Consider the following 13156-nt stretch of genomic DNA (forward strand, 5'->3'; position numbering starts at 1 on the left):
TTACCCCGAAGGATAAACCCGCTCGACTTGCATGTATTAGGCACGCCGCCAGCGTTCGTCCTGAGCCAGGATCAAACTCTCCATAATAGAAAAGCTGAAATGCTCATTTTGATGCTAGCGAGATTTTGCAATCTCTTTTATAGTCGATTGCCCGACTGTGCTTACTCACTCGTTGTTCAGTTTTCAAAGATCAATTATTTCCTTATCAATCCTTCGCCCCTCAAAGGCGACTTGATCAATATACCACATCGGCCTACTCGATTGCAAGAAGTTTTTTTAAATTTCTTTCGTTCTTTCGTTCGACCGCCGAAGCGACAAGGAGTAATATAACAAATACCTGAAAGGATTGCAAGTTTTATTTACAATATAAAAAAAACCTCCACTCTCAGCGAGTGAAGGTTGACTAGAGTATTTTAAATATGGCCGATCACATCTTGAATGAATAGATTTCTTTCGACGGTTAAGTTAACGATTGTACCATTGACATTAACCCATGGTCTTGTAGGATGTGAGCGATCAGAGAACACGATCTCGCCTACACGGTTGTCACTTAGTTTCACAAGTGTTCCGTTACTAATTTGCGTAGATTTGTTCATAAAGACTTGAACGAGTGTAGGATCTACTTTACCGAAGGATTCGTTCAACAACTGCTCTAATACTACATAGGGCGACAGAGCACCTTTGTAATAACGCTCATTTGTCATCGCGTTATAGATATCAGCAATAGCAACAATTTTGGCATACATATGAATCTTATCTGACTTTACACCGAGCGGATAGCCTGAACCATCTTCTCTTTCATGATGTTGAAGGGCTGTTAATTTCACACCTTCATTAATGCCAGACATATTCTTAAGAATCTGGTAGCCAATCAGTGTATGTTGCTTAATCTCGTCCATTTCTGAAGCATTTAAAGGCGTCTTCTTCTCCAGAAGTGTGCGATCCACTTTGCTGGTACCAATATCGTGAAGTAAACCTGCCATTGCAATTTGAAGTAAATCCTTCTGCGGAAGACCTGCCCATTTTGCTAAGGAGTACGAGGCTAAGCTCACTAAAATGCTTTTATGATAAATATACTCATGTAGATTCCGATTCTTAGGTGTGAAGGTGAGCACTTTATAAGCATCAATATGTCGAATTAGCGTTTCGAGACCTGTCCGTATTTCTAAAATAGGAAGCTGTTGTCCGCCATTAGCAAGAAGAAAAACTCTCTTCAGCAGTTTCACCATATTATGATATTCCACATAAAACGGATGAACAGCCTCAACTTCTTTCACTTTGGGCTCTTCACTCACTTGCTCCACTTCATTGCCGTTCTTAACTTCAATATAAACAGAAGGAATGAGAAATGCTTTCAGAATTTCGAGTTCTCTCTCCTGAATGATTCTTCCTTTGTGAAAAAGCGTATTGCCCATCTTGGTTATTACAATATCGCCTAATCTTTCACCATATTTTAATTGCGAAACGGCTACTGTCGGCACGGTCATTCACTCACCTTACTATTTCGTATACTTCTTATTGTAAAGTAAAAGGGATGGGTTTGTAAGCCCCATCCCTACATTTTATTCTTCTGACTCTGTTGCTTCTGCTGACTCTTCCCAGTCGCCGTCATCCTCAGACTCGTTCTGTTCTTCATTCTTCTGAACGCGAGCCAACGTCCCTACTTCGTCATCTTCACGTATGTTAATCAGACGAACACCTTGCGTATTACGACCCATAACAGAAATGCCGTCCATGCTTGTACGTATGACAGTACCCGATGCGGAAATAATCATCAGATCCTCATCTTCTTGCACCACTTTAAGACCGACAATCGGACCGTTCTTCTCCGTGACATTTAAAGTTTTGATCCCTTTACCGCCACGTGATTGAATCCGATACTCGGAAACAGGTGTCCGTTTACCGAAGCCTTTGGATGTTACGATTAGTACACTATTATCTTCATGAACAACGTCCATATCGATGACAGCATCTTCATCATCCAAGTGAATACCTTTTACTCCCGTAGCCGATCTGCCCATTGAACGCACATCACTCTCTGGGAAGTGAATGGACATTCCTAGCTTGGTCCCCATAATAATGCCCTGGTTACCGTCCGTAAGCTTCACACCAATGAGATCATCATCTTCTCGTAAATTAATGGCGATTAAACCGCCTTTACGAATGTTTGAATAATCATCAATTGGTGTTTTCTTAACAACCCCTTGCTTAGTTGCAAAGAACAGATACTGCTCTGTTTCAAAGCTTTCAACAGGAATGACCGCATTGACGGTTTCCCCTTGTTCGATTTGAATCAAGTTAATAATTGGTGTTCCACGAGCTGTACGGCTCAAATCTGGAATCTCATAAGCTTTCAAACGATAGACTTTACCTTTATTCGTAAAGAACATCAGATAATGATGTGTATTCGTTACGAACAAATGTTCCACGAAGTCATTATCTTTCGTATCCATACCGACGACACCACGTCCTCCACGCTTCTGGTTCCGATACGTCGTAACCGGTAGGCGCTTAATGTAGCCAGTGTGCGTTATCGTAATAACGACATCTTCACGTGGGATAAGGTCTTCATCTTCAATGCTTTCTTCACCAACTGTAATCTCAGAACGTCGGTCATCACCGAACTTTTCTTTAATTTCATTCAGTTCTTCGCTAATGATCGCAAGAATCAGCTGCTCATCGGCAAGAATCGCTTTAAGCTCAGCAATTCTCTTCATGAGTTCCACATATTCCGCTTCAATCTTCTCACGTTCCAAACCAGTCAAACGCTGTAAACGCATATCAAGAATGGCTTGTGCTTGATCCAGGCTCAGACTAAATGTCGTCATGAGTCCTTCTCTCGCCTCATCCGTTGTACGAGAAGAGCGAATTAATGCAATAACTTGATCCAGGTGATCAAGTGCAATACGTAAACCTTCTAAAATGTGCGCTCTAGCTTCCGCTTTACGCAAATCAAATTCGGTTCTACGACGAATGACTTCTTGTTGATGTTTAAGATAATAATGCAGCATCTCACGAAGATTCAAAACTTTTGGTTCTCCGTTGACGAGAGCGAGCATAATGATTCCAAAATTGGATTGCATGGCTGTCTGTTTGAACAAGTTGTTCAGAACAACGTTAGGATTAACATCGCGTCGCAGCTCAATAACCACACGCATCCCGTTGCGGTCTGACTCATCTCGAAGATCTGTGATTCCGTCGATCTTCTTCTCGCGCACAAGCTCAGCGATTTTCTCTACTAATCTTGCTTTATTTACTTGATAAGGCAGCTCATTCACAATGATTCTAGCCTTATTATTATTCTCTTCAATGACCGTTCTAGCTCTCATCGTAACGGAGCCTCTACCTGTGGTATAGGCTGATCTGATACCTTCGCGTCCAAGAATGAATCCGGCCGTTGGGAAATCAGGTCCTTTGATCGCTTGCATTAATTCCATAGGCGTGACATCTGGATTCTCAATCATCATCTGAATACCCTCGATAACCTCTCTTAGGTTATGTGGAGGAATATTCGTTGCCATACCTACGGCGATCCCTGAACTACCGTTAACGAGTAAGTTCGGGAAACGAGAAGGGAGAACGACGGGCTCATTTTCTTCGCCATCGTAGTTTGGTTTATAATCGATTGTCTCTCGGTTAATATCACGAAGAAGCTCCATAGCAATCTTCGACAAACGAGCCTCGGTATAACGCATGGCTGCTGCCATATCACCGTCGATGGATCCAAAGTTCCCATGCCCATCAACCAGCATATAACGCAGGGAGAAATCTTGTGCCATCCGAACCATGGTTTCGTAAACAGCGGTATCACCATGTGGATGATATTTACCGATAACTTCACCAACGATTCTCGCTGATTTCTTATGTGGCTTATCTGGAGACATACCTAGTTCAGACATCGCAAACAAGATACGGCGATGAACCGGCTTCAGACCGTCTCTAACATCTGGCAGTGCGCGACTGACAATGATACTCATCGCATAGTCTAAGAAGGATGTACGCATTTCGGTCGAAATGTCAATTTCTTTGACTTGCGAATGTAATTCTTCGCTCATGAATGTTCCTCCTGAAAGCTTACATCGTTTGCAACGTCACGGACGACGTTAGATATCTAAATTTTTCACGTATTTCGCATGTTCCTCGATAAAATCACGTCTAGGCTCTACATTATCGCCCATCAATGAATCAAAGAGTGTATCTGCTTCTATAGCATCTTCGATCGTCACTTGCAGAAGTGTACGGCTTTCCGGATCCATAGTTGTTTCCCAAAGCTGCCCCGGATTCATCTCGCCAAGTCCTTTGTAACGTTGGACATTGACTTTCACGCCTTCACCAAACTCTTGCATAATGATTTCACGTTGCTTCTCGTTATACGCATATCGAATCGTTTTATTACGCTCAAGCTTAAAGAGTGGTGGTTGTGCAATATACACATAGCCAGTCTCAATTAGTTTTTTCATGTAACGGTATAAGAAGGTAAGCAGCAAGGTACGAATATGCGCACCATCCACATCTGCATCCGTCATGAGGATAATTTTGTGATAACGTGCTTTGGTAATATCAAAATCATCGCTGATTCCTGTCCCGAAAGCTGTAATCATAGCACGGATTTCAGTATTGGATAAGATACGATCCAAGCGTGCTTTCTCTACATTCAAAATTTTACCACGCAGAGGCAGAATCGCTTGAAAGTGACGATCACGTCCTTGCTTAGCTGAACCACCTGCAGAGTCACCTTCTACAATGTAAATCTCACTGATTGAAGCGTCTTTGGAAGAGCAATCTGCTAGTTTACCTGGCAGGGCACTAACTTCAAGCGCACTTTTGCGGCGAGTCAATTCTCTAGCTTTACGCGCAGCTTCTCTGGCTCTAGCAGCTTGAATACCTTTTTCAAGGATTTTGCGAGCTACGGCTGGGTTCTCTTCCAGGAATTCTTGCAGTTTCTCTGCGAAAAGGGATTCCACAATACCACGAACTTCACTGTTACCAAGTTTCGTCTTCGTTTGACCTTCGAACTGAGGCTCTGGAATTTTCACGGAAATAATCGCAGCAAGACCCTCGCGCACGTCATCCCCAGAAAGATTCGAGTCGCTTTCTTTGATCGAATTATTTTTACGGGCGTAGTCATTCAGGATCCGCGTCAGTGCGCTCTTGAATCCTGATTCATGCGTTCCACCCTCGTGTGTGTTGATATTGTTAGCAAAAGAGTAAATGTTTTCGGTATAGCTATCGTTGTACTGTAGTGCAATCTCGATCGAAATATTGTCTTTAGCACCTTCAACATAGATCGGCAATTCATTGACGACTTCACGGTTGCGATTTAAATGCTGTACAAAGGACACAATACCGCCTTCGTACATATGCGTTGCCACCGTATCCGTACGCTCATCTATTAAGTTAATCTCGATGCCTTTATTCAAGAAAGCAAGTTCGCGAATTCTGGATTGCAGCGTATCGAAATCATATTCTGTCGTTTCTTTGAAAATCTCTGGATCCGGTTGGAACGTAACTGTCGTACCTGTTTCTTCCGTTTCTCCGATGATTTTCACATCATATTGAGGCACACCGCGGCGATATTCTTGTTGATGAATTTGGCCTTCACGCTTAACTTGAACCAAAAGCAGCTCTGACAACGCATTTACAACAGAGATACCAACCCCGTGAAGTCCGCCTGAAACTTTATAACCAGAATCGTCCCCACCGAATTTCCCACCAGCATGAAGCACGGTAAGAACAACTTCGAGTGTCGGTCTTTTCAGTTTGGCATTCTCACCGACAGGAATCCCACGTCCGTTATCGATAACGGATATGCTATTATTTTTATGGACAATCACATCGATCTTTGTACAAAAACCGGCCAGGGCTTCATCGATACTGTTATCTACAGCTTCCCAAACGAGATGGTGCAGTCCTCGGGCACTGGTTGAACCAATATACATACCCGGTCTTTTGCGAACGGCTTCTAAACCTTCCAGAACCTGAATCTGACTGTCATCGTACGCATTTTGATTCACAGACATGCTACTCTTCACCTGCTTTTTTATATTAAAAGAAGTTAATTCGTCAATAACTGATTAGCTCTTTTCTTGAGCGTGGTTGAGGAAATGGGGGAATAGTAGACTTTACTTTTGGTAACGACTAGTGATTTGCAATCTTCCTCACCAATTTGCTCCGTTCTTTTATCCTTTAATGCTTGTTGAATGAATTGCTTTGATATTTTGGATGACTTCTCAATCGAAATATCAAATATAGCAATCAATTCAGACGCTCTAATGATTTTCTCTCCACCCAAATGAATAAACATGCTTCTCAGCTCCTGCCGCTTACATTTCCTTTCAAAACATGAAACACGGAAGCATGATCCAGTTGGTCCAAATGAACACTCTCTAGACCTGTTGTCGTAATAAACGTTTGGACTTTCTGCTGAAACGTGCGAATTAACTGTGTCTGTCTATATTCATCCAGTTCCGATAGGACATCATCTAGCAATAGCAGAGGATACTCGCCAACTTCTTCATGAATGAGCTCAATTTCTGCTAGCTTGAGTGATAGCGCGGTTGTACGCTGCTGGCCTTGGGAACCGTACGTTTGGACTTCTTTGTCATTTATGAAAAAGAGAAGATCGTCACGATGAGGGCCTACTAAAGTTACGCCTCTTCGGAATTCCTGATCTTTCACCAAAGATAACTTTATCATAAATTGGTTTAATAAAACAGATTCATCTTCAAATGGCTCCATGTCAAAAGAAGGGGAGTAGCGAATCACTAACGATTCACTGTCGTTCGTTATCCCTCTGTGGATATTCTCCGCCCATTTTTGAAGCTTCTTTATGAAGTTTTGACGCTTTTTCATAATTTTAACACCATACTGTGCTAATTGTTCATTCCAGATGTCTAACATGGCATCAGGTGTGCTTTTTCCGGGGTAATTTTGCTTTAAATAATTATTTCGTTGCACCAAGATTTTCTGATACTGAGATAAGTCGTGAATATAGGAGGGCTGTACTTGGCCGATTTCCATATCAAGAAAACGTCGTCTTATGCCAGGTGTTCCTTTGACGATCTCTAAATCCTCCGGCGCAAACATCACAACGTTCAGTGCACCAATAAAATTACTGAGTTTTTTCTGCTCAAGACCATTAATCTTCGCTTTTTTCCCCTTTGAAGAGATGGAGAGATCCAACTTACAGTTCCCGTACAATTTCTGAATCTCAGCATGCAGTAGTGTTTGCTCACCGTTCCAGCCAATCAGTTCTTTGTCCTGGTGGGTACGATGTGATTTGGTCATTGCCATCACGTAGATGGATTCCAGCAAGTTCGTTTTACCTTGTGCGTTGGGCCCAACGAAAATATTCACGTTATTCGATGTTGTTAATTCAACATGATCGTAATTTCTATAATGACTGAGTACGAGTTTGTTCAGAAACATGGCCGATCATCCCCCTGGTTATTTCGATCAGGAGCTTATGACCTCGAATTGTCCAAAACCTTCTACCTTGACGATATCCTGCGGCACAAGTTTCCGACCTCTGCGATTTTCAGCTTGCCCGTTCACTTCGATTTTGGTTTCCACAACAAAAAATTTAGCTTGTCCACCTGTGGATATACAGTCCGATAATTTCAGAAACTGACCAAGTGTAATATATGCAGTGTTGATAACTATTTGTTTCATACGAGCGCTCCCTTAATTCGTTGTTCGATATGGCAAAATTAACTGCAAAATATTCGTCGAATCTTGCGGTTTCATAATGATCGGCTGCATAGCTCCCGTAAATCCAATTTGAATAAATTCGGAGTCGAGTACCTTCAGTGCATCCAACATATATTTGGAGTTAAACGAAATCTTAAGTAAATCACCAACAATATGCTGCAGGGCAATTTGTTCGGTTACTTTACCTAGCTCGGAGGAGCTGGATGAGATTTCGATGGTTTTGTCTTCAAGCATCATCATTTTAACAATATTCGTTTTGTCTTCTTTGGAGAGAAGGTAGGCACGATCGATCGCTTCTGCCAATTCTTTCGTTGGAACAACCATTTCCGTTTGAAAGGATTGCGGAATTAGCTTAGACGTATCTGGGTAAGTGCCATCTAAAATACGCGAATAAAATAAAATGTTTTGAATTTTGAATAAAACCTGGTTGTCCGCAATAACTATATCTATAAGGGTGTTTTGATCAGGCAAAATTTTGCTTAACTCATTCAGTGTACGTCCTGAAATAACGATATTAGGCAGGTTTTGTGCTTGTTCGTTATCAACGGTGACTTCTCTACTTGCCAGGCGATGACGATCGCATGCGATAAATTTCAACTTATCACCTGTAATGTTCCAAAGAACCCCTGTAAGAATAGGCGTGGATTCATTGGTTGATACGGCATAGGACGTTTGTTTAATCATTGTTTTAAGCAAATCACTTGGAAGGCGAAGCATTTTGCTTTCTTCGATTTCAGGAAGCAGTGGATACTCATCTGGGTCTAAGCCCATGATTTGAATTTCGGAAGAACCTGAACGAATAATCGTTTGGAAGTTGGCTTTTACTTCAATTTCGATTAGCTGTGCTGGCAGCTTGCGAATGATTTCAACGAAAAATTTAGCGGGAAGGACAACACTCCCAGCTTGAATAAGTTCAATAATTTTAATTGTGCTGTTTTCACTTGCTGTAAAGCTTTGAATAGAAATGTCGGTGTCACTAGCTGTTAGCGTAACACCGCTTAAGGTTGCATCTATTTTGATCCCTGTAAGAATGGGTATCGTTGTTCGAGAGGATATGGCTTTGGAAACGTGACCAATGGATTCGATTAAATGGTCTTTTAGGATAGTTAATTTCATGACTTCACTCCTGCAGTTCTTTTTTTACGGTGCGTTAGCATAATCATTATATAATAACATTCTTTATTAGTAATAGCAGTAGGGGCTCTGGATATGTGGATATGTGGATGAACCTGAGATAGAGCAAGCCTATCCACATGTGAATAGATTGTGCATAGGCTTATGGAAAAAGTGATGTTATTAAGAGGGGTTTTTGATGCGTTCCGTTAAGTTATGGACAATCTTATATAATTCTTGATCCACTTTGAGCTGCTGCACAATTTTCTCATGCGCATGTATGACAGTCGTATGATCACGACCCCCAAAATTATCTCCGATTTTCGGCAATGAGAAGTCTGTGAGCTCCCGTGCAAGGTACATGGCTACTTGCCTTGGGAAAGCCACGGCTTTCGTTCGTTTACGAGCTTTGAAATCCTCGAGCTTTAAGCCATAGAATTCTCCAACTCGCGCTTGAATATCCTGTATCGTAATGACTCTTGGTCGGTTTGATGGGATGATATCCTTCAACGCTTCAGCCGTTAAATGAACGCTAATATCTTGATTAATAAGGGACGAGTACGCGACAACGCGTATTAAAGCACCCTCCAGTTCTCGGATATTCGTATCAATTTGGTTCGCGATATAGATCATGGCCTCATTCGGAATCTCTAGATTCTCGGCTTTAGCCTTTTTGCGTAAAATAGCGATACGTGTTTCGAGATCTGGCGGTTGAATATCTGTGATAAGTCCCCATTCAAATCGTGAGCGTAACCGATCTTCAAGGGTTGGAATCTCTTTGGGCGGGCGGTCACTTGAGATAATAATTTGTTTTCCTTCCTCATGAAGCGCGTTAAATGTGTGGAAAAACTCTTCCTGTGTTCCTTCTTTCCCCGCAAGGAATTGAATATCATCGATGAGCAGTACATCAATGGTTCGATACTTGTTACGAAAGCCTTCCCCGCGGTTATCACGGACTGCATTGATAAATTCATTCGTAAACTTTTCGGAGGATATATATAGAACCCGAGAGCCAGGGTTATGTTCGAGTACATAATGTCCGATCGCATGCATGAGATGAGTTTTACCTAGTCCAACACCCCCATATAAAAAGAGGGGATTATACGCTTTCGCCGGCGCTTCAGCTACGGCGAGGGAAGCAGCGTGAGCAAAACGATTGCCAGATCCGATAACGAAGGTATCAAATGTGTACCTAGCGTTCATCATACTTGTAAAGTTTTCTTCACCAGCAACAATGGCTGGACCTTTGGGAGGAATGACAACGGGTTGAATGGCTTGCATCGATTGTGACTTCTGATCTTCAGTTTCGATGATGAATTTAACGGATACATGCTTTCCCGTAAAATCGTAGATTGTTCCTTCGATTAGTTTCGTGTATCTACTCTCAAGCCACTCCTGCGCAAAATTATTAGGTGCGCAAATAATGACTGTTGAATCGTTGAATACAGTGGCCTTCGTCGATTTGAGCCAGGTGTCAAAACTTGGTTTACTGAGCTTCGTTTGAATAATCGTTAAAATTTGTTGCCAAAGGTCCGTAGAATGGCCTTCCACAGTACTTCACTCCTTTTGAATCAAACATGTGGCATAGGCCAGGGGAAACTTGGTTATGATTTATGAATAAAACGTGAAAATAAACAACTCACGTTGGAATCTTGAAGAATTGGTAGTTAGCATGTAGTGTGCCCAAATATCGTCTAAAAGAATCTAGTGTCTGGTGGGGTCAAAAAAGGATGACTTTTGTCGGTTTTATCCACATTACTAAGGATCCGCAGAAATGACTTATTCTTGTAGAGGGAAGTTTGTGCACATTATTATCCACAGGGTGTTGATAACTCGGAGGATTAGTGGTGTATATCCACAGCAGAAACATTACTATCTTAACAAAAGATACCTTGTTAATCAACGGATTGTTTCGTATTATCCACAATAACAACAACTTGTGGGTAGAAATTGTTCACAACACAAGATATTGTTGATATTCTGTTGATTTTCGACAAAGTTTGTTCTTTCTCGTCAAAACTTTATGCACAGCTTATTCTTTTTGTCGTTCTCGAGGTATTCTGCCATCTAAATACTGCACACTTGGGTAGGTTGACTTTCTTCTGTGAAAATGATTTAATGAGTAGTAGAAATTTTGTAGGATGGATATCCTCAGCCAGGTAGGGAGGTGCTATAGATGGGTCCAACATTTAACCCGAATACGAGAAAGCGTAAGAAGAACCATGGTTTCCGTAAAAGAATGAGCACGAAGAACGGTCGTAAAGTTCTACAAGCTCGTCGTCTTAAAGGAAGAAAAGTTCTTAGCGCGTAAGAAGAGGCTCCGAAAGGGGCTTTTTTTTTTGCATTTTGTTGTTCGGTTTACATCGAGCTGGTTTTGTTAAAACTAGATTAGATATGTAGTGTTCTTTCAACTAATGAATGTGATCTGTCTGGAGTGTACATGGGTGTGGAGAAACAATATCGGTTAACAAAAAGAGAAGACTTTAGTAAGGTGTATCGCTATGGCAAATCGATGGCCAATCAGCAATTCGTTCTATACTATTTGCCGCAGCCGAAAGCAGAAGATTTTCGTTTCGGTGTATCGGTTTCCAAGAAAATTGGAAATGCCGTTGTACGTAATCGTTTGAGAAGAATGATGAAAGAAATTATTCGGTTGAAAAAAGAAAACATGACGCCTCAATATGATTACATTCTGCTAGCTAGAAAACCTGTTGTTGATATGGCTTACGCAGACATGGAGAAGAGTATCTGGCATGTCATTCGTAAAGCTTCTTTATATAAAAAAAATGACGCCACAAAAAAGTGACGCAATATTTCCTTGCGGACTGAAGATGTGTTATAGTTTATCTTGGAAAAGACATTTAGGAGGATCTCATTTTGACTCGTCGAATTTATATGCTAGTAGCACTGTCTTCGGTGATTTTACTTTTGTCCGGATGTAGCCCGTCAAGTGCAGCATCAGCGCCAATCGACCCGAACACGGCTAATTTTTTCACTAAGTACTTTACGTACCCGCTTTCAAAAACGCTTGACTGGTTCGCCGATCATCTATGGGGTCAATATGGATTATCCATCTTGGTTGTTACACTGATTATTCGATTGATTATTTTGCCGCTTACGCTTAAGCAATACAAAAGCTCCAAACGGATGCAGGATCTGCAGCCTGAAATGAAAAAGCTTAAAGAGAAATATAAAGATGATGCGAAAAAGCAACAAGAAGAAACGATGAAACTATTTCAACAAAATGGTGTAAATCCGTTAGCTGGTTGTTTTCCAATCATTGTCCAAATGCCAATTCTAATCGCACTTTATCAAGCGATTATGCGTAATCAAGAAATTCATGAGCACACGTTCCTATGGTTGAATCTTGGTAAGCCGGATCACCTTTACATCTTACCGTTGATTGCCGCGGCTACGACGTTCATTCAACAAATGTTTATGTCTTCCCAGATGAATCAACAAATGAAAAGCTTGATGTACATTTTCCCGGTCATGATTTTCGTTATGTCCATGAATTTTGCGTCGGCACTTCCGCTTTACTGGATTTACGGTAACATTTTCACAATCGTTCAGTCTTATTTCATCTATGGTGCTCCTGGTTCACAAAAAAAGCCTGGATCTCAAAATAATAAGGGTGGCCTGTCGAAATGAAGAAAATCGTGGTGACTGGAAAGACAATTGAACTAGCAGTTAAATCTGGTCTAGATCAATGGCAAGTTTCGGAGGATCGTGTACAAATTCATATTTTGGAACAGCCCTCACGAGGGTTGTTCGGGTTTATTGGCTCCAGAGTTGCGAAGGTTGAGCTCGAATTGATACCCGATCCACTTGAGGAAGCGATAGCTTTCTTACAAGATATGTTCGAAGCGATGCAAATTTCCATCACCATAGATACACATAAAGATCGTGAAGGCTATATCTTAAACATGAGTGGCTCGGAATTAGGTATTTTGATCGGAAAAAGAGGACAAACACTGGATGCGCTTCAGTATTTAGTCAATATTGTTGGTAATCGATATGCGAATTCTCATTTCCGTATCATCTTAGATGCGGAAAATTTCCGTGATCGACGGAAGAAAACGTTGGAAGAGCTGGCGTTAAGACTAGCTAATCGCGTGATCAAGTCGAAAAAAGAAGTTATTTTGGAGCCAATGAATTCGCAAGAACGTAAAATTATTCATGCGGAATTACAAGGGCACCCAGTTATCAAAACGTACAGTAAAGGCGAAGAACCGAATCGTCGGGTTGTCATCGCTGTTAAATAACACAGATCGCAATGACTGGGTTCATATGTCATTGCTTTTTCTTTAAGATGAGGTAAATTCGAGGTGCA

Annotated in this window: 12 protein-coding genes and 1 rRNA gene; 4 read left to right on the plus strand and 9 right to left on the minus strand. The window is 41.4% G+C overall.

The genetic code is table 11. From position 1 onward, the window contains the following. The 9 genes from AB4114_RS19930 to dnaA all read right to left on the minus strand — a co-directional run. Positions 1–87: ribosomal RNA gene (locus tag AB4114_RS19930) — 16S ribosomal RNA — on the minus strand; the annotation flags it as partial. Positions 88–413: 326 nt separating this feature from the next. Further along, positions 414–1481 carry an HD-GYP domain-containing protein gene (locus AB4114_RS19935; protein ID WP_441990152.1) on the minus strand — a complete coding sequence of 356 codons (1068 nt, stop codon included), beginning with the start codon at positions 1479–1481 and terminating at the stop codon, positions 414–416. An 81-nt stretch (positions 1482–1562) separates the two neighbouring features. Continuing rightward, positions 1563–4055, minus strand: a complete 2493-nt coding sequence (gene gyrA / locus AB4114_RS19940; protein ID WP_441990031.1) for a DNA gyrase subunit A — start codon at positions 4053–4055, stop codon at positions 1563–1565. A gap of 48 nt (positions 4056–4103) precedes the next feature. Continuing rightward, positions 4104–6020, minus strand: a complete 1917-nt coding sequence (gene gyrB, locus AB4114_RS19945) for a DNA topoisomerase (ATP-hydrolyzing) subunit B (protein WP_171636314.1) — start codon at positions 6018–6020, stop codon at positions 4104–4106. 35 nt (positions 6021–6055) lie between these two features. After that, entirely contained in the window at positions 6056–6304 is a 249-nt protein-coding gene (gene remB, locus AB4114_RS19950) for an extracellular matrix regulator RemB (protein ID WP_173117070.1), read from the minus strand. Positions 6305–6309: 5 nt separating this feature from the next. Beyond that, positions 6310–7428 (minus strand): DNA replication/repair protein RecF, encoded by a 1119-nt coding sequence (recF, locus tag AB4114_RS19955; RefSeq protein WP_056622696.1) that lies wholly within the window; start codon positions 7426–7428, stop codon positions 6310–6312. 27 nt (positions 7429–7455) lie between these two features. Beyond that, positions 7456–7671, minus strand: coding sequence for a S4 domain-containing protein YaaA (gene yaaA, locus AB4114_RS19960; protein ID WP_056622694.1), 216 nt, complete (start codon positions 7669–7671; stop codon positions 7456–7458). 12 nt (positions 7672–7683) lie between these two features. Continuing rightward, entirely contained in the window at positions 7684–8826 is a 1143-nt protein-coding gene (gene dnaN / locus AB4114_RS19965; RefSeq protein WP_171636310.1) for a DNA polymerase III subunit beta, read from the minus strand. Between the two features lie 180 nt (positions 8827–9006). Next, positions 9007–10374: a chromosomal replication initiator protein DnaA gene (gene dnaA / locus AB4114_RS19970; RefSeq protein ID WP_056622690.1), complete on the minus strand. Its 1368-nt coding sequence runs from the start codon at positions 10372–10374 to the stop codon at positions 9007–9009. 625 nt (positions 10375–10999) lie between these two features. On the opposite strand from dnaA, the gene rpmH reads away from it, so the two are divergent. The 4 genes from rpmH to jag all read left to right on the plus strand — a co-directional run bounded on the left by rpmH (position 11000) and on the right by jag (position 13088). Then, positions 11000–11134 (plus strand): 50S ribosomal protein L34, encoded by a 135-nt coding sequence (rpmH, locus tag AB4114_RS19975; protein ID WP_028557239.1) that lies wholly within the window; start codon positions 11000–11002, stop codon positions 11132–11134. Between the two features lie 135 nt (positions 11135–11269). Then, positions 11270–11629, plus strand: a complete 360-nt coding sequence (gene rnpA / locus AB4114_RS19980; protein ID WP_441990032.1) for a ribonuclease P protein component — start codon at positions 11270–11272, stop codon at positions 11627–11629. A gap of 71 nt (positions 11630–11700) precedes the next feature. Then, positions 11701–12474 (plus strand): membrane protein insertase YidC, encoded by a 774-nt coding sequence (yidC, locus tag AB4114_RS19985; RefSeq protein WP_246303121.1) that lies wholly within the window; start codon positions 11701–11703, stop codon positions 12472–12474. After that, the gene (jag, locus tag AB4114_RS19990; RefSeq protein ID WP_056622682.1) at positions 12471–13088 is read left to right on the plus strand and encodes an RNA-binding cell elongation regulator Jag/EloR; all 618 of its coding nucleotides are present in this window, start codon (positions 12471–12473) and stop codon (positions 13086–13088) included. The genes yidC and jag overlap by 4 nt, the downstream gene beginning before the upstream one ends. The last annotated feature ends 68 nt before the right edge of the window (positions 13089–13156 follow it).

The organism is Paenibacillus sp. 2RAB27 (assembly GCF_052115445.1).
Classification (GTDB): domain Bacteria; phylum Bacillota; class Bacilli; order Paenibacillales; family NBRC-103111; genus Paenibacillus_E.